Here is a 16,441-nt window from a genome sequence, read left to right as displayed (position 1 = left end):
GGCCTGGGCGGCCTCGTACGCGGCACGCTGGTCGGCCGGGGCGGCCGGGTGCGGCGGGGTGAACGGGTTGGTCGGGTGTCCCGCGGGGGCGACCGGCAGCGGCTGCGTCGCGTGGAGGGGCGGAAGCGGCTGGGTCGCGGCGACGGCGGGCTGGGCCGGGGCGACGGGCGCGATCGGCTGCGTCTGCTCGACGGGCGTGATCGGCTCGGTCGGCTGGTTCTGGGACTGGTCGCCAGCGTCGGCGCCCTGGTTCGGGGTCGTGGTCATGTCTGTGGCCTCCTTGGTATGCGACAACTACACAAGGCCGCGCTGGAGGCACCCTTCGCAGAACCTGGGAATTGTCTGCGAGTTTCGAATGGATCTGGGACTTCAGTCCTGCAACGCGTGGGAGACCGCGGCCGCGACCTCGCTGGCCAGCCGCTCGCCGAGGGCTCGCCGGCCCGTGCGGTCCACGCGGACCTCCACGACACTCAGCCCTGGTCCCGGGGCCGCGAGGGCGGGCAGCAGTCCGTCGACGTCGCCCACGCGCGTGTGCCGCACCCCGTACCCCGCACAGAGGGCAGCGATGTCCGCGCCGTGCGGGGTGGCGAACACGCGCTCGAACGCGTCGGCGCGCTCGGGCTCGCCGGGTTCGAGCGTCGCGAAGATCGAGCCCCCGTCGTCGTTGGCGACGACGAGCTGCAGGTGCGCCGTCTGCTCGAGCGGCCCGCGCAGGAGTCCACCGACGTCGTGCAGGAAGGTGAGGTCTCCCAGGAGCGCGCGGACGCGGCGGTCGGGCAGGCCGAGGGCGACCCCGACCGCGGTGCTCACGGTGCCGTCGATGCCGGCCAGGCCGCGGTTGGCGACGACGACCGGGGGCGCCGACCAGCGGGCCACCAGGTCGAGGTCGCGCACGGGGTTCGACGACCCGATCACCAGCACGTCGTCGGGGGCGCTGACCTGGGCGACGGCGCGCGCGAGCGCCGGCCCGGTGACGCGGGTGCCGCTGCGCGACCGCGATCGCCGGCCGTCGTCGGCGGAGTCCAGAACGCCGTCGACGGCTGCGGCCGCGGCCTTGTCGGCGGTCTGCCACGCCTCGAGCCATCCCTCCGGCGCCCGCATCCGGCCGTTGCGCATCCGCGCCGGCGCGTCCAGGAGCACCTCGCTCGCGTTGCGGGTCGCGTCCGGCCAGTCGGCGCCCCGCTGACCGATGACGACGACCTCGACGTCCGACCGCCCGAGCAGCCGCTGCACGGGTCGGGACAGTGTGGGGCGGCCCACGACGACCGCACGTCGCACGGAGCCGCCGAGCAGCGGGTGCGCGAGCAGGTGCACGTAGGCCGCGATCGCGTTGGCGCCGCCGCGCGCACCGGAGGACGGCTCCGCGAGCAGCGGCCAGCCGTTCGCCTCGGCCAGCCGGCGCGCGAGCGGTCCGGCGTCGTCCCCGGCCACGACGACCGTCGGTGCCCCACCGCGACGGCCGCCGGCGGTCGGCTCGGCGGCGGGCGCGACCGTCGCGACCGGACGCGCCTGGACGTGGGTGAGCCCGACCGCGGACGGCTCGGGCCACTCCTGCCCGCCCGGCACGAGCGGCTCGCGGAACGCGACGTTCAGGTGGACGGGTCCGGGGTCGCCGCTGCGCGCACCGGTGGCCGCGGCGAGCGCGCGCGCGACGGTCCGGCGCAGGTCGCGCGCCTCGTCGCGAAGCCCCTCGGGTGCCGGCAGGTCCAGGCCGAGACGGACGACGGGACCGAACAGGCCGACCTGCTCGGTGGTCTGGTTGGCGCCCGTGCCGCGCAGCTCGTGCGGGCGGTCGGCGGTCAGGACGACGAGCGGCAGGCCGCTGTGGTGCGCCTCGAGGACGGCCGGGTGCAGGTTGGCGGCCGCGGTCCCGGAGGTGGTGACCACCACGACCGGGCGCGGCGGGACGGGAGCACCGTCGGGGCCGACCGCGGACGCGCGCACGAGGCCGAGGGCCACGAACGCGGCGGAGCGCTCGTCGATCCGGACGTGCAGCCGCAGCTCCGGTGCGCCCGCGGGACGGTCGGGCCGCGCGGCGTCGGCGAACGCGTACGCCAGCGGCGCGCTGCGGGAGCCCGGGGCGAGCACGACGTTCTCGACGCCCAGCGCCGCGAGCGCCTGGACGAGAACCCGGGCGGCGGAGGTTGCGGGATCAGCCCCGGCGCCCGTCGTGGTCACGCCTGCCATCATGCCCGAGCCTCGACGGCCCCGACCCGTCGGCGCCACCGTTCGGCCAGCTCGTCGTCGGCCGCGGACGCCTCGAGCAGGGCAGGGTCCGGCTCCGGGCGGCGGACCGGGATCGCGCCGTCGACCGGCAGGAGCGGTTCGGCGACGAGGTCGGCGGTGAACAGCTGCGCGGTCGCGAGCCCGCACGCGTACGGGAGCTCGGGCAGCGCGGCCGCGAGGGCGATCCCCGCGGCCAGCCCGACCGACGACTCCAGGGCGCTCGACACGACGACGGGCAGCTTGACGGCCTCGGCGAGCTCCAGGCACGCCCGGACGCCGCCGAGCGGCTGCACCTTGAGCACCATCACGTCTGCCGCGTGCGCGCGGGCCACGGCCAGCGGGTCCTGCGCGCGCCGGATCGACTCGTCGGCGGCGATCGGCACGTGGGTGCGCCGGCGCAGGGCCGCGAGGTCGTCGACGGTCGGTACGGGCTGCTCCGCGTACTCGAGCCCGCCCGCGGCGCGGTCGAGCGCGAACAACCGGGCGACGGCCGTGTCGACGTCCCACGCGGCGTTGGCGTCGATGCGGATCGCACCCGTCGGCCCGAGCGCGTCGCGCACGGCTTCGAGGCGGGCGATCTCGTCGGCCAGCGACTGCCCCGGCTCGGCGACCTTGACCTTCGCGGTCCGGCACCCGCCCGAGGCGGTCACGAGACGGTGCGCGGTGGCGGCGTCCACCGCGGGGATCGTGACGTTGACCGGGATGCTGTCGCGCACCGGCTCCGGGAACCCCACGTCAGCCGCCTCGCGCGCGGCCCGCCACCAGGCCAGGGACTCCTCGACGTCGTAGTCCCAGAACGGGCTGAACTCGCCCCAGCCCGCCTCCCCGCGGACCAGGACGCCGTCGCGGACCGTCAGCCCGCGGAACCTGGTCCGCAGCGGGACGGCCCAGACGTGCAGGTCAGCGGGCATGCCTCAACACTACGACCGCTCCCAGGCCGCCACGAGCAGGGCGTACGCGGTCGCCCGGACCGGGCGGTGCTCGGTCAGGGCACTCACCACGGCCCCGTCCACGATCGCGACGGTCACCGGGCCGCTGGTCGGTGCGCCGACGAGCGCCACGAGCCGCTCGACGGCGTCGTCCACCTCGCCTCGTCGGGCCGCGAACGCGCGGGCCAGTGCCGGGTCCCGCCCGGCGCCGAGCAGGTGCTCGTAGTGGCTGCGCACCTCGACGTCGTCGCCGGGCGGCAGGACGGCGTCGGCGACGAGAACGGCGGCGCGGTGCGGATCGTCGTCGACCGACTCCCCGCGGTGCTCCGCCGAGAGCGCGTGGGCCGCCCAAGCCTGCGCCAGCGCGCCACCCGCGGCCTCCGCGAGCTCGTCGAGACTCCCGAAGTAGTAGGTCGTGGCCGAGACCGAAGCGCCGGCCTCCTGCGCGACCCGGCGGTGGGTGAGCGCGCCGGGACCCTCGCGGAGCATGAGCGTCGCCGCGGCGCTCGCGAGGTCGGCCCGTCGGCGCGCGCCCTTGCCCGTCGTCCCGGCCGTCGTCGGCACCATCATCAATGGCCCCCGCCCGAGAGGTTGAGCCCCACCACGCCGGCGACGATGAGGACGAGCGAGACGATCTTGAGCACGGACACGGACTCGCCCATGTTCACGATCGCGAGGACCGCGGTCAGCGACGCGCCGATGCCGACCCAGACGCCGTAGGCGATGCCGACGGGCAGCGACTTGAGCGCCCAGGCGAGCCCGCCCATCGAGGCGACGAGCATGACGACGAAGAACACGCTCGGCCAGAGCTTGGTGAAGCCGTCGGACGCCTTGAGGCTCAGCGCCCAGCCTGCCTCGAGCATGCCGGACAGGACGAGAACGACCCAGGCCATGGTGATGCACCTCCGTGGGCCTGGCGTGGTCACAGGCCGCGAGCGTGTGCGCCGGGTGGCAGTCTCCGCCGTCGCGCCGCACGTTCTGGTACAAGTGTACCAAACAGTTAGGGTGGGTGCCGTGAACCTTCCGGCATCCGTCAGCGACACCTTCGACCCGACCCGGTGGCGGACCGTCGAGGGGTTCGAGGACCTCACCGACCTGACCTACCACCGCGGCGTCGCGCGCGGGCCCGAGGGCGCCGAGGGCGACCTGCCCGTCGTCCGCGTCGCGTTCGACCGGCCCGAGGTGCGCAACGCGTTCCGGCCGCACACCGTCGACGAGCTCTACCGGGTCCTCGACCACGCGCGCACCACGTCGACCGTCGGGACCGTGCTCCTGACCGGCAACGGCCCGGCACCGAAGGACGGCGTCTGGTCGTTCTGCTCCGGCGGCGACCAGCGCATCCGCGGCCGCGACGGCTACCGGTACGCCGAGGGCGAGACCTCCGAGGGCATCGACCCCGCACGCGCCGGCCGCCTGCACATCCTCGAGGTGCAGCGCCTGATCCGGACGATGCCGAAGGTCGTCGTGGCCCTGGTCAACGGCTGGGCCGCGGGCGGCGGGCACTCCCTGCACGTCGTCGCAGACCTGTCGATCGCGAGCCGCGAGCACGCCCGGTTCATGCAGACGGACGCGAACGTCGGGTCGTTCGACGGCGGGTACGGGTCAGCGCTGCTGGCCCGGCAGGTCGGCCAGAAGCGGGCCCGCGAGATCTTTTTCCTCGCCCGTGAGTACTCGGCCGAGCAGGCCCTGGCCTGGGGCGCGGTCAACGACGTGGTCGCCCACGACGAGCTCGAGGAGGCCGGGCTCGAGTACGCACGGATCATCGCGACCAAGTCGCCGCAGGCCATCAGGATGCTGAAGTTCGCGTTCAACCTCGCCGACGACGGCCTGGCCGGCCAGCAGGTGTTCGCCGGCGAGGCCACGCGGCTGGCGTACATGACCGACGAGGCGGTCGAGGGGCGAGACGCGTTCCTCCAGCGCCGCGAGCCCGACTGGTCGGGCTTCCCGTACGCCTACTGACGCCACGTCCGAGCGAGCGGTCGCCGGGCGACCGGCGACTCGGGCGCAGGCGAGCGAGCGATCGCCTGGGCGACCCGGGACTCGGCCGCGGCGGGTCAGTGACCGCTGACGGCCCAGCCGGCGAGGTCGACGACCGCGCCGAGGACGCCGGCCGCGGCCACGAGCAGGCCGACGAGGACGACGCCCGCGACAACGACCGCGCCCATCGACCGGACGTCGTGCTCGCGAGCCGAGGAGTGCGTGAGATCTGCCATGCCCCCAGGCTCGCCGCCGGGCAGGGGTCAGCACATCGGCCCGAGGTCGCGGACGGGAGGCCCCGGGGTCATCCCGCAGGCGGAGTCAGCTGGTGGCGACGGTCCCCGTGCCGAAGGGCACGAGCTCGACCCAGGTGTTCCCGGGGGCGAGCTCGGCAGGCGCACCGTTCTCGAGGAACACCCGCATCGGCGCCGCCTGGTTGTCCTTCTTCCAGGTCACCGGCACGATCTTGCCGCCGGTCGCGACGAACCCCTGGCCCGACCCGCTGAGCTCGTAGGTGGGCACCGGCACACCGCCCTGGGCCGCGTACCCGGTGGGTGGGTGACCGGCGACGATCGAGACGACGTTGACCGCCGACAGCCGGGCACCGCTGCGCGCGGAGGACGGCGTCGCACCCTCGGAGCGAAGCCAGGTGCCGCTGGCGGCGTCCCAGGTCCAGGTCGGGCTCGACGCGGGCGAGAGGTTGAACGACAGCGTGCCGGCCGGGGTCCCGACGAGGGCCGCGGCGGCGCGGTCGGCGCTGCGGGCGATGTCGAACTGCTCGGCGGGCGAGGCCTGGTGGTCGGCGTCCGCCTGGGCCCAGAACGTCGTCGGGGTGCCGTAGACGTTGTGCGGGGCCGCCCGGTCCTTGGTGCGGTACATGCCGGGGGCGCCGGCGTCGTGGCTGATCATCTGGATGCCGCTCTCGGCCACGAGCTGCAGGATGCCCGGCTGGCCTCCCGAGAACGCCAGCAGCCCGTGCATGGGCGCGAGGATCTGCGGGTCCATCGGACGCACCGACCGGATCGGCCCGACCTCGGCGGGCACCTGCGAGTGGAACACCGCGACGAGCCGGGACACGTCGAACTCGACGATCGTCTCCCAGACGACGTCGGCCTGCTCGAGGCCGGACTGCGGCCGCGCGACCGGGGTGTTCTCGATCTTCACGGCGAGTGCGGGCCGGACGGCGGGATCGCCGGGGATCCCGGTCAGCGGCCAGCGGGCCACGACGACCGGGGCGGGTGCGGCGGCCTTGGCCGGCGGGATCGTCGGACGGACCGTCACGGTGGTCGGGCTGGGCGCCGGTTCCTCCGGTGCCGGCGAGCTGCACGCCATGAGCGCGAGCAGTGCGCCGAGCGCCACGCCGACCGAACCGATACGCGTCCTGGACCTCATCCGACTCCCCCTGTCGCCGCCGTGCTCATGCTCAGGTTCCCACGCGCGCACGGCGCGACGCGGGAGCACAGGCCGGGGTCAGCTCATCGTGACCGAACCCGTGCTCGAGGGCACCAGCTCGATCCAGGTCACTCCGGGGGCCAGGGTCGCGGGCGAGCCGTCGGGCGCCGTCAGCGTGAGCACCTCGCCGATCGAGTTCTTGGTCCAGGTCACGGCGACGAACTTGCCGCCGCTGGACAGCGTGCCCTCGCCGGTGCCCTCCATCACGGTCTCGGGTACCGGGTTGCCCGCCGGGTCGACCGTGCCGGAGTTCACCAGCCGGACCGAGAGGGTGACGACGTTCGTCGCGCCGAGCCGCGCCCCGGAACGGACGACCGCCGGGGTGGCGCCCTCGGAGCGCAGGTAGGTGCCCGAGCCCGCGTCCCACGACCAGGTGGGCTTGGCGTAGCCGGACAGCTTCACGCTGATGGTCCCGGCCGGCGCGCCCGTGGCGATCGCCGTCGCGGACTCGGGCCTCTTGGCGAAGACGAACTGGGCCGGCGGTGCGGCGCTGTGCTCGGCGTTGGCCTGGTCCCAGAACGTCTGCGGGGTGCCGTAGACGTTGTGCGGGGCCGGGGCCACGCCCTTCTTGCGGTAGAAGCCGGCCGCACCGGCGTCCATGCTGATCGTCTGGATCCCGGCGGCCTGCAGCGCGTTCACGAAGCCCGCCTGGCCGCCGGAGAACGCGATGAGGCCGTGCATGGGCGCGATGATCGCGGGGTCCATCGGACGCACGGAGCGGATCGGTCCGACCTCGGTGGGCACCTTCGAGTGGTAGACGGCGACGAACCGGCTGATGCCGCCCTCGACGACCTCTTCCCAGACGTTGTCCGCCTCGTCCAGGCCGGTCTGCGGGCGGGCCTCGCCGGAGTTCTCGATCTTCACGGCGAGCGCGGGGCGCACCGGCATGTCGGTGGCGGCGACGCCGGTCAGCGGCCAGCGCGGCGGCACGACCGGCGCCGGTGGCGCGACCTTGGCGGGCTCGATGACGGCGCCCTGGGTGACGTCGGGGACCGGGCTGGGCGTGTCGGTCGACCCGCCGCTGCACGCGGCGAGGAGCGAGACCGTGCCCGCGAGCACGACGAGCAGCGCGGGCAGCCGGCGCGCGCGGATGGTGGCAGTGAACACGGGGAGCTCCTTCGGATCGGACCGCCGGACACTCTACGGGCCAATTCCGGGCCGGTCCGGGACCCAGGGCCCACGGGCGGGGCGCCTAGGCTGGACCGGTGAGCCGCCCCCTGCGCGACGTCCCCGCGCGGGCCGATCTCCTGCTGCCGGCGCTCGCCGCGGCCCTCGACGGCTCCGGCCCTGCCGTGGGAATCGGCCCCGACGACGTGGCCGACGAGGTCGCCCTGGTGGTCAGCACCTCGGGCTCGACGGGGGACCCGCGTGGCGTCCTGCTCTCGACGGCCGCGCTGCGCGCCTCGGCCACGGCCACCGCCGACCGCCTGGCCGGCCCGGGGCAGTGGCTCCTCGCGCTCCCGCTGCAGCACATCGCCGGGCTGCAGGTCCTGGTCCGCTCGGTGATCGCCGGCACGTCGCCCGTCGTCGTCCCCGACGGACCGTTCCGTCCCCCCTCCTTCGTCGCGACGACCTCCAGGCTCGGCCCCGGCCCCCGCTACACCTCGCTCGTGCCGACACAGCTGGTCCGCCTCCTCGACGATGCCGCGGGCACCGACGCCCTGCGCACGTTCGACGCGGTCCTCGTCGGCGGGGCCGCGACCGGCGCCGACCTGCTCGGGCGGGCACGCGCGGCGGGTGTCCGGGTGGTCACCACGTACGGCATGTCCGAGACGTGCGGGGGCTGCGTGTACGACGGCGTCCCGCTGGACGGGGTCACCGTGCGGCTCGACGACGAAGGTCGCGTGCTGCTGTCCGGCCCGGTGCTCGCGCTCGGCTACGCCGACGGCGTCCAGGAGCCGTTCGTGCACCTCGACGGCCGCCGGTGGATGCGCACCTCCGACCTCGGCACCTGGCTCGACGGCCGGCTGACGATCCTCGGCCGGGCCGACGACGTGCTGGTCAGCGGCGGCGCCAAGGTGTCGCCGCACGCGGTCGAGGCGGCGCTCGAACCCCTGGGCGAGGTGGTCGTGGTCGGGCTGCCCGACGACGAGTGGGGGCAGGTGGTCGTCGCCGTCGTCGTGCCTCGTCCTGGCACCACCCCGACGCTCGCGCAGGCCCGCGCCGCGGTCACCGAACGCCTGGGCGCGGCCCACGCCCCGCGCCACCTCGTGGTCACGGGTTCGCTCCCGCTGCGCGGGCCGGGCAAGATCGACCGTCGAGCCGCACAGCAGCTCGCGCACGAGCTGATCGAGAGGAACGACACGTGACCACTGCCAGCGACTGGGTGCAGGGCGCTCGACTGCGCACGCTGCCCGCCGCCGCCGCCCCGGTCCTGGTCGGCAGCGGCGCCGCGGCCCAGCTCGGCTCGTTCGACCTCGGGCGCGCCGCCCTGGCCCTGGGGGTGGCGCTGGCCCTGCAGGTGGGCGTCAACTACGCCAACGACTACTCCGACGGCATCCGCGGCACGGACGTGGACCGCGTCGGCCCGATGCGCCTGACCGCGTCGGGGACGGCCAGCCCCCGCTCGGTGAAGGCCGCGGCGTTCACCGCGTTCGGCGTCGCGGCGCTCCTCGGCCTCTGGCTCGTCTCGCTCACCGGCCAGTGGTGGCTGCTCGCCGTCGGCGCCGTCGCGATCCTGGCGGCGTGGGGGTACACGGGCGGTCGCCGGCCGTACGGCTACCGCGGGCTCGGCGAGGTCGGTGTCTTCACGTTCTTCGGGCTCGTCGCGGTGCTGGGCACCACCTACACGCAGGCCGACGAGCTGTCGTGGCCCGCGTGGGTCGGGGCGGTGGCCGTCGGCATGCTCGCGTGCGCGCTGCTCATGGCCAACAACCTGCGCGACGTGCCCACCGACGCGCTCGTCGGGAAGCGGACCCTGGCGGTGCGCCTGGGCGAGCACCGGTCCCGCCGCGTGTACGCCGCGCTCGTCGTGCTCCCCGTGCTGCTGGGCGGGATCGTCTGCGCGTTCGCCAACCCGTGGACGCTGATCGTCCTGCTGCTGCTCGCCCCGGCCGTCGCGCTGGCCGTGACGGTGCTGCTGGGCGCCCGCGGCCGGGCACTGGTCCCGGTGCTCATGTTCACCGGACTGCTCGAGCTGGCGTTCGGCGTCCTGCTGGGCGTCGGCCTCGCGCTCTAGGGCTCGCGCCGGGCGGCGTCGTCCGCCGCGTCCTCGACGAGCGCGTCCTCGTCCGGGGGCCGTCCCCGCTCCACCCGCGCCGCGATGTGCCGGGCGGCGGCGTCGCGCTGCCGGGTGAGCAGCACGTAGGAGAGTCCCCACGCCAGGAACGCCGCGACGATGGCCGCGAGCCAGGAGCGCATGCCGATCCACCACAGCGCGACGAAGCAGACGGCGAACAGCGCGAGGCGCATGAGCGAGAAGACGACGACGGGCACGGGTACCAGGGTAGGCCGGTCCGGGCAGCGGCCCGCCCCAGGGCGTCTAGGCTGGTGCGATGCGCAACCTCGTCGCCCTGGCGCTCATCGGCCTGGCGATCTACTGCCTCTTCGACATCCTGCGCAGCAACCGGGACGAGCGGGTCGGGGTGCACCCGCTGCTCTGGATCGTGCTCGTGCTGTTCGTCCCGCTGCTCGGCTCCCTCGTGTGGCTGGGCGTCCGCTGGTCCCGTCGCACCGCCTACGCGGAGATCTCCGACGCACCCCCGGCCAAGCGCACCGAGCGCCTGCGTTCCCCCGCGCCCGACGACGACCCGGACTTCCTGCGCCGGCTCGACGAGGAGCGGCGTCGCAACGACGGGCCCCCGGCCACCAGCTGAACCCCGCAGCACACATCAGGTCGCGCGTCTTGGTTCGAGAGAGCGCTCCCTGACCTTCGTGCTACGTCTTGACAGGCGAATTGTCCGGGTCGAGGGTGATCCCTCAGAGAGCGCTCCCTCGCGTTCTCCAGCCCGATCCCACCCTGTCAATGACGACCCTTGGGGGAAGCATGGCTCCCGTTCCACACCCCGTTGCAGGTGGCCGCTCAGTCGGCCGCCTCCTGATCGCCACCCTGGCCGCGCTCGCCGTGGTCCTCGGGCTGGCGGCCGTCCGCGCCGACCAGGCGCACGCCCTCAGTCCCGGCGTCGTCGTCCTGTCCCAGGGCAAGCCGACGACCGCGTCCTCCACCGAGAACGGCGGGACGCCCGCCGGCGCCGCGACCGACGGCAACACCGGCACCCGCTGGTCCAGCTCGTCCGCCGACAACCAGTGGATCCAGGTGGACCTCGGCTCCACGCAGTCGTTCTTCGAGATCGACCTCACCTGGGAGGCCGCCTACGCCTCCGCGTACACGATCCAGGTCTCCGACAACGGCACGACGTGGACCACCGTGCGCAACGGCACGGCGACCTCGGCCGCCAAGCAGTCGCTCGCGATCAACGGCTCCGGTCGCTACGTGCGCCTGACCGGCACGCAGCGGGCCACCGGCTACGGCATCTCGCTGTTCGAGCTCGAGGTCCTGGGCACCACCACGCCGCCGGCCAACCCGGTCCTGCTGTCGAAGGGCAGGCCCACGACGGCCTCGTCCGCCGAGTCCGCCGGCACGCCCGCGAGCGCCGCCACCGACGGCAACCTCGGCACCCGCTGGTCGAGCGCCTTCTCGGTCCCGCAGTGGATCCAGGTCGACCTCGGGGCGCCCAGCGCGCTGAGCCGGATCGACCTCACGTGGGAGGCGGCATACGCCACCGCCTTCCAGATCCAGTCCTCGCAGGACGGTTCGGCGTGGACCACGCTGTCATCGCAGACCGCGACGAGCAGCGCCAAGCAGTCGGTGCCGCTCTCGGGCACGGCTCGGTACGTGCGTCTGAACGCGACCGGACGAGCCACGGGCTACGGCGTCTCGCTGTGGGAGCTCGAGGTGTTCGGCACGACCGACGGCACCACGCCGCCCGTCGACCCCGGCACGCCGGTGCTGCTCAGCTACAAGAAGCCCGGGGCCGCGTCGTCCAGCCAGGACGACGGCACCTGCTACCAGTGCACCCCGGACAAGGCGCTCGACTACGACGCCGCCTCGCGCTGGGCGTCCGCCAACCCGGCCGGCTGGGTCGACCCGGGCTGGATCCAGGTCGACCTCGGCGCGACGGCGCACGTCTCGAAAGTCGTCCTGCAGTGGGACCCCGCGTACGCGACGGGCTACCAGGTGCAGGTCTCGGCCAACGGAACCGCGTGGACGACGATCTACACGACGACCACGGGCAAGGGCCTCAAGGAGACGCTGAACGTCGCCGGTGACGGCCGCTACGTGCGGCTCAACCTCACCAAGCGCAGCGGCCCCTACGGCTACTCGCTGTACGGCTTCGACGTCTACGGCACCGGCGGCAACCCCGTCCAGCCGCCCACGTCGAACGTCCCGCCGCCCAACTTCACGCGCCTCGCGTTCAGCGACGACTTCTCGGGTGCGGCCGGCAGCACGCCGGACGCGTCGAAGTGGACGATCGACCCCGGCACCGGGCAGAACGGTGAGCAGCAGTACTACACGCCGACCGGCAACCTGAACATGGACGGTCAGGGCCACCTGGTCATCCAGGCGCGCAAGGAGACGGCGGGCGGCCGCAGCTACACGTCGGGCCGCATGAACACGACCAACAAGTTCATGTTCACCTACGGCCGCGTCGAGGCGCGGATCAAGGTGCCGACGGGCCAGGGCTACTGGCCGGCGTTCTGGATGATGGGCGCCGACTTCCTCACGGGCCGCCCATGGCCGTACAACGGCGAGGTCGACATCATGGAGGTCCTCGGCAAGGACACCACGACGTCGTACTCGACGCTGCACGCCCCGGCGTACAACGGCGCCGGCGGCTACGGCGGCTCGTACAAGCTGCCCGACGGGTCGCCGCTGTCCAACGACTTCCACACCTGGGCGGCGGAGTGGGACGCGAGCGGCATCCGCTACTTCCTCGACAACCGCCTGGTGTTCACGGCCGACAAGGCCACCGTGGAGTCGACCCGAGGACCGTGGATCTACGACCACGACTTCTACATGATCCTCAACCTCGCGGTGGGCGGTGACTGGCCCGGTCCGGTCGACGCGACCACGCCGTTCCCCGCGCAGATGCTCGTGGACTACGTGCGGGTGTACCGCTGACGTCCTGCGGCGGGGCCGGTCACGGCCCCGCCGCAGCCAGTGCTAGGAATGGACCCATGACCAGCAGGCCGGGCCCCTCCACCATCGAGGAGGTGGCCCGTCGGGCCGGGGTCTCGCGCTCGACGGTGTCCCGGGTGCTCAACGGCGTCGCGACGGTCGACCCCAAGATGCGGCGCGCGGTCGACGAGGCCGTCCGGGTCACCGGCTACGTGCCCAACCTGGCGGCTCGGTCGCTGGTCACCCGTCGCACCAACTCGGTGGCCCTGGTGATCTCCGAGCCGGCCTCGGGGATCGCCGGCGCCGAGTTCCTGCAGCGCATCTTCTCCGACCCCTACTTCGGCCGCGTCACGGCCGGGGCCCAGCAGGTCCTGCGCGCCACGGGCGTCCACCTGGTCGTCGTCCCGGCCGACCGCGAGGCGCACGACTTCGTGCTCAGCTACCTGCGCCAGGGGCACGTCGACGGGGTGCTGTTCCTGTCGGGTGGCGACGAGACCGGGCTGCCGTCCGCGCTCTACGAGATGAACGTCCCCGTCGTGCTCTCCCACCAGCCCACGGCCGCGCTCCCCGTGAGCTGGGTGGACGCCGACCAGACGATCGGCGGGCGGCTGGCCGCGGAGCACCTCGCCCGCCTGGGCCGGCGTCGGGCAGTGGTGCTCGCCGGCCCGGCGGAGCTGGCAGCCGCACGCGAGCGGCTCACCGGGTTCCGGGAGGCGGCCGCCGCGCGGGGGATCGCCGTCACGGTGGTGCCCGGCGACTTCTCCGCCCGCAGCGGCACCGCGGGCGGGCGCACGATCCTGGCCGCGCACCCGGGCACCGACGCGGTCTTCGCGGCGAACGACCTGGTGGCGGAGGCCCTCGTGCGCGTGCTGGTGGACGCGGGCCTGCGGGTGCCGCAGGACGTCGCCGTCGTGGGGTTCGACGACAGCACGACGGCCACCGACGCGGTCCCCGCCCTGACGACGGTCCGTCAGCCGGTGGAGGACATGGCCGGCGAGATGGCCCGCCTGCTCCTGGACCGCATCCGCACGCCGGACCAGCCTCCGCGCGGCGTCATGTTCACGCCGACCCTCGTCGTGCGAGAGACGGCCTGAGGGCTCAGAGCCCCGAGTACGAGTGCTTGCCGGTGACCACGAGGTTCACGACGGTGAAGTTCATGAGCACCACCGCATAGCCGACGAAGACGAAGTACGACGCCCGACGCCCGCTCCAGCCGCGCGTCGTCCGCGCGTGCAGGTAGGCCGCGTAGACCACCCAGGCGACGAACGTGCCGACCTCCTTGGGGTCCCACCCCCAGTACCGGCCCCAGGCGTGCTCGGCCCAGACCGCCCCGCCGATGAGCGTGAAGGTCCACAGGACGAACGCGACGGCGTTGAGCCGGAAGGACATCGCCTCGAGGTCGCGGCCGCTGGGCACCTGCTCCAGCCAGCTGAACCGCCGACCCGTGAGCGTCGTCCGCACGCGGCCCGCGTTCTCGACGCGGCCCTCCTCGCGGTAGCTCTTGAGCACCTGGAGCACCGACGTGCCGAACGCGACCGTGAAGATGCCGGTCGCCGCGATCGCGACGCCGACGTGCAGCACGAGCCAGTAGCTCTGCAGGGCGGGCTGGACCTGGTCGGCCTGGATGTAGAACCAGTTCAGTGCGACGACGAGCGCCACGACCGACAGTCCCATGACGAGCACTGACAGGAACGCGATGATCCGGCGACGCTGGACGACCGCGAGGATCAGGGTGGCCCAGAACACCGCGACGAGCGTGAACTCGTACATGTTCGCGGTGGGCCAGCGGCCGGCCGCGATGCCTCGCAGCACGATGGCGCCGAGCAGGACCGCGATGCCGAGCCAGTGCGTCGAGCGGGCGATGCCCTCGGCGCGGACGGACCGCCCGGGTGCGCGCTGCTCGGCGGAGCCGGCGGCCGCGGAGACCGGGCCCCCACCCGCGGCGACGAGGGCCGGCTGGGCGACGCGCTGCGACCGGTCAGCGATGCGCGCGAGGTCCACCGAGTACGCGACGAGCGCCACGGTGAAGGCGGTGGCGGCGGCCCAGACGAGCAAGGTGCTCAGGTCACCGGTGTCCATGGTTTCCCTCTCGGTCGGAAGGTCTCGCCAGCGTCGCCGCGAGCACCCGGTCCAGCTCGGGCTGCAGCCCGACGTCGTCTCCGCGCGCGAGGCCCGCGGCGGTCACTACTGTACGGCCGGAGTCCTCGTCATGGCCGGGCGCGAACCTCAGCCAGACCCGGCGACGGGGCGCGAACAGCGAGGTCGCGAGCCCGGCGAACGCCAGGAGCGCGAACACCAGGACGAACACGAGCGCGGGGTCGTGCCGCAGGTCGAGCGCCACGAACCGCTTGATCCCGTTGAACGTCAGCGTGCCCAGTCCGTCGGGCAGCTCCACGGTCTCGCCGGGCTTCACCACGAGGATCACCGGGTCGCCGGCCGCGTCCGTGACCTGCGTCATGCGGGCCTCGTCGAGCTCGTACACGTTCTGCGGGACCCCGGTGTCGAGCCCGAGGTTTCCCTTCCAGACGTTCAGCACGAGGATCGGGTCGTTCGGCTCCGGGAACTGCGAGACGTAGGCGGGCCCGTTGGGGGTCTGCACCGTCTTCTTCGTCGGCAGCAGGAACCCGATGAGGCCGATCTGGTCCTGCCCGTTCGTGACGTCCGGGACCTTGATGACGCCCTTGGACGTGTACACCTGGTCCTGCGGGAGGAACGGCGTCGGACCGTCACTGACCACCGCGCCGGCGGCGTCGTGGATCGTGATGTCCGGCGCGTAGCCGTTGCCCTGCAGGTAGACCTTCGCGCCGCCCGCGTCGAGCGGGTGGTTGACCTTGATCGTCTTGGCCTGGGGATCCTCGCCGGGCTCCGTCAGGGTCACGTGGGCGGTGAAGTCGCGCGACGCGAGCGTCTGGGGGTCGAACCGGGACTCGAAGTCGTCGAGCTTGAGCGTGAACGGGACCAGGCTGCTCGGCGAGTACGCGGTGCCGCGCTCGAACGTGTCGTAGGCGCCCTGCGAGTTGGCGAAGCCCGAGCCCTGCACCACGATCATCTGCCCGCGGTAGTGCAGCACCTGGCCGGTGGCCACCGAGATGAGCAGGCCGACGAGGGCCAGGTGGAACACGAGGTTGCCGGTCTCGCGCAGGTACCCGCGCTCCCCCGCCACCGACCACGTGCCGTCGCCCTCGTCGCGCGCCTCGACCCGGTAGGTGGGCACGAACGGCAGCCAGCGCCAGCCGCGGCGCAGCACGGTGGTCGCCGTGCTCGACAGTGCCTGCGGGGTCTCGTCGGAAAGGCCCGTGCCCTGGGCCGGGAACCGCCCGAACCGGCGGGGCGCGCGCGGTGGCCGGCCCCGCACGCCCGCCAGGTGCACCTTGGTGCGCGGCAGGATGCAGCCGACCAGCGAGACGAACAGCAGCAGGTAGATCGCGCTGAACCAGACCGAGGAGTAGACGTTGAACGCGCCGAGGCGGTCGAGGACCGGGCCGAGCGTCGGGTGGTTCGTCAGGTAGGCGACGACCTTCTCGGGGCTCTGCGCGCGCTGCGGCCAGACGGTGCCGGGGACCGCCGCGACCGCGAGCAGCATGAGCAGCAGCAGGGCCACGCGCATGCTGGTGAGCTGCCGCCAGGCCCAGCGCAGCCAGCCGGTCAGGCCGATGCCCTGCACGACCGGCTTCTGCTCGGCCGGCTCGGTGGGCTCGGTGAAGACGTCGGAGATGCCCTCGGGGCGGTACTGGCTCAC

16 protein-coding genes and 1 pseudogene are annotated in these 16,441 nt (G+C 73.8%); 6 read left to right on the top strand and 11 right to left on the bottom strand.

The window, feature by feature from the left end:
- The 5 genes and pseudogenes from AC1DUE_RS16665 to AC1DUE_RS16645 form a co-directional block, all read right to left on the bottom strand.
- Positions 1-267, bottom strand: a pseudogene (locus AC1DUE_RS16665) (C40 family peptidase); the annotation flags it as partial.
- A gap of 102 nt (positions 268-369) precedes the next feature.
- On the bottom strand, positions 370-2,187 hold the full coding sequence (gene menD, locus AC1DUE_RS16660) for a 2-succinyl-5-enolpyruvyl-6-hydroxy-3-cyclohexene-1-carboxylic-acid synthase (protein WP_477040529.1): 1,818 nt from the start codon (positions 2,185-2,187) through the stop codon (positions 370-372).
- Positions 2,187-3,137 carry an o-succinylbenzoate synthase gene (locus AC1DUE_RS16655; RefSeq protein WP_477040528.1) on the bottom strand — a complete coding sequence of 317 codons (951 nt, stop codon included), beginning with the start codon at positions 3,135-3,137 and terminating at the stop codon, positions 2,187-2,189. The genes menD and AC1DUE_RS16655 overlap by 1 nt, the downstream gene beginning before the upstream one ends.
- Before the next feature lie 9 nt (positions 3,138-3,146).
- On the bottom strand, positions 3,147-3,725 hold the full coding sequence (locus tag AC1DUE_RS16650) for a TetR/AcrR family transcriptional regulator (protein WP_477040527.1): 579 nt from the start codon (positions 3,723-3,725) through the stop codon (positions 3,147-3,149).
- Complete coding sequence (locus AC1DUE_RS16645; RefSeq protein WP_477040526.1) at positions 3,725-4,048, bottom strand: DMT family transporter; 324 nt, start codon at positions 4,046-4,048, stop codon at positions 3,725-3,727. The genes AC1DUE_RS16650 and AC1DUE_RS16645 overlap by 1 nt, the downstream gene beginning before the upstream one ends.
- 121 nt (positions 4,049-4,169) lie before the next feature.
- On the opposite strand from AC1DUE_RS16645, the gene AC1DUE_RS16640 reads away from it, so the two are divergent.
- Entirely contained in the window at positions 4,170-5,114 is a 945-nt protein-coding gene (locus tag AC1DUE_RS16640) for a 1,4-dihydroxy-2-naphthoyl-CoA synthase (RefSeq protein WP_477040525.1), read from the top strand.
- A 95-nt stretch (positions 5,115-5,209) separates the two neighbouring features.
- Here AC1DUE_RS16640 and AC1DUE_RS16635 read toward each other — a convergent pair whose 3' ends face one another.
- The 3 genes from AC1DUE_RS16635 to AC1DUE_RS16625 form a co-directional block, all read right to left on the bottom strand.
- Entirely contained in the window at positions 5,210-5,368 is a 159-nt protein-coding gene (locus AC1DUE_RS16635; RefSeq protein WP_477040524.1) for a hypothetical protein, read from the bottom strand.
- 85 nt (positions 5,369-5,453) lie between these two features.
- Complete coding sequence (locus AC1DUE_RS16630) at positions 5,454-6,524, bottom strand: DUF3048 domain-containing protein (protein WP_477040523.1); 1,071 nt, start codon at positions 6,522-6,524, stop codon at positions 5,454-5,456.
- 78 nt (positions 6,525-6,602) lie between these two features.
- Positions 6,603-7,691, bottom strand: a complete 1,089-nt coding sequence (locus AC1DUE_RS16625; RefSeq protein WP_477040522.1) for a DUF3048 domain-containing protein — start codon at positions 7,689-7,691, stop codon at positions 6,603-6,605.
- A gap of 98 nt (positions 7,692-7,789) precedes the next feature.
- On the opposite strand from AC1DUE_RS16625, the gene menE reads away from it, so the two are divergent.
- A complete protein-coding gene (gene menE, locus AC1DUE_RS16620) occupies positions 7,790-8,893 on the top strand; it encodes an o-succinylbenzoate--CoA ligase (protein WP_477040521.1) in 1,104 nt (367 codons plus the stop codon).
- Positions 8,890-9,762 (top strand): 1,4-dihydroxy-2-naphthoate polyprenyltransferase, encoded by an 873-nt coding sequence (locus AC1DUE_RS16615; RefSeq protein ID WP_477040520.1) that lies wholly within the window; start codon positions 8,890-8,892, stop codon positions 9,760-9,762. The genes menE and AC1DUE_RS16615 overlap by 4 nt, the downstream gene beginning before the upstream one ends.
- Here the strand turns inward: AC1DUE_RS16615 and AC1DUE_RS16610 are convergent.
- Complete coding sequence (locus AC1DUE_RS16610) at positions 9,759-10,019, bottom strand: DUF4229 domain-containing protein (RefSeq protein WP_477040519.1); 261 nt, start codon at positions 10,017-10,019, stop codon at positions 9,759-9,761. The two genes, AC1DUE_RS16615 and AC1DUE_RS16610, sit on opposite strands and share 4 nt — an antisense overlap.
- A gap of 59 nt (positions 10,020-10,078) precedes the next feature.
- Between AC1DUE_RS16610 and AC1DUE_RS16605 the strand changes: the two genes are divergently transcribed.
- From AC1DUE_RS16605 to AC1DUE_RS16595, 3 genes are all read left to right on the top strand, one after another.
- Positions 10,079-10,399, top strand: coding sequence for a PLDc N-terminal domain-containing protein (locus AC1DUE_RS16605; protein ID WP_477040518.1), 321 nt, complete (start codon positions 10,079-10,081; stop codon positions 10,397-10,399).
- Positions 10,400-10,569: 170 nt separating this feature from the next.
- Positions 10,570-12,705, top strand: a complete 2,136-nt coding sequence (locus tag AC1DUE_RS16600; protein WP_477040517.1) for a discoidin domain-containing protein — start codon at positions 10,570-10,572, stop codon at positions 12,703-12,705.
- 56 nt (positions 12,706-12,761) lie between these two features.
- On the top strand, positions 12,762-13,796 hold the full coding sequence (locus tag AC1DUE_RS16595) for a LacI family DNA-binding transcriptional regulator (RefSeq protein WP_477040516.1): 1,035 nt from the start codon (positions 12,762-12,764) through the stop codon (positions 13,794-13,796).
- A gap of 4 nt (positions 13,797-13,800) precedes the next feature.
- On the opposite strand, the gene ccsB is transcribed toward AC1DUE_RS16595, so the two are convergent.
- Positions 13,801-14,781, bottom strand: coding sequence for a c-type cytochrome biogenesis protein CcsB (gene ccsB / locus AC1DUE_RS16590; protein WP_477040515.1), 981 nt, complete (start codon positions 14,779-14,781; stop codon positions 13,801-13,803).
- Positions 14,768-16,441: a cytochrome c biogenesis protein ResB gene (gene resB / locus AC1DUE_RS16585; RefSeq protein ID WP_477040514.1), complete on the bottom strand. Its 1,674-nt coding sequence runs from the start codon at positions 16,439-16,441 to the stop codon at positions 14,768-14,770. Before resB ends, ccsB begins: the two co-directional genes overlap by 14 nt.

This window comes from Cellulomonas sp. P4_A2 (assembly GCF_056402515.1).
Note: the sequence above shows the minus strand (reverse complement) of the source record. Positions and strands in the feature narration are given on the sequence as shown.

Bases quoted from the DNA above. Each gene is read 5' to 3' on its own strand.
- menD (WP_477040529.1), bottom strand. From the start codon at position 2,187: ATGGCAGGCGTGACCACGACGGGCGCCGGGGCTGATCCCGCAACCTCC.
- AC1DUE_RS16655 (WP_477040528.1), bottom strand. From the start codon at position 3,137: ATGCCCGCTGACCTGCACGTCTGGGCCGTCCCGCTGCGGACCAGGTTC.
- AC1DUE_RS16650 (WP_477040527.1), bottom strand. From the start codon at position 3,725: ATGATGGTGCCGACGACGGCCGGGACGACGGGCAAGGGCGCGCGCCGA.
- AC1DUE_RS16645 (WP_477040526.1), bottom strand. From the start codon at position 4,048: ATGGCCTGGGTCGTTCTCGTCCTGTCCGGCATGCTCGAGGCAGGCTGG.
- AC1DUE_RS16635 (WP_477040524.1), bottom strand. From the start codon at position 5,368: ATGGCAGATCTCACGCACTCCTCGGCTCGCGAGCACGACGTCCGGTCG.
- AC1DUE_RS16630 (WP_477040523.1), bottom strand. From the start codon at position 6,524: ATGAGGTCCAGGACGCGTATCGGTTCGGTCGGCGTGGCGCTCGGCGCA.
- AC1DUE_RS16605 (WP_477040518.1), top strand. From the start codon at position 10,079: ATGCGCAACCTCGTCGCCCTGGCGCTCATCGGCCTGGCGATCTACTGC.
- AC1DUE_RS16600 (WP_477040517.1), top strand. From the start codon at position 10,570: ATGGCTCCCGTTCCACACCCCGTTGCAGGTGGCCGCTCAGTCGGCCGC.
- AC1DUE_RS16595 (WP_477040516.1), top strand. From the start codon at position 12,762: ATGACCAGCAGGCCGGGCCCCTCCACCATCGAGGAGGTGGCCCGTCGG.
- ccsB (WP_477040515.1), bottom strand. From the start codon at position 14,781: ATGGACACCGGTGACCTGAGCACCTTGCTCGTCTGGGCCGCCGCCACC.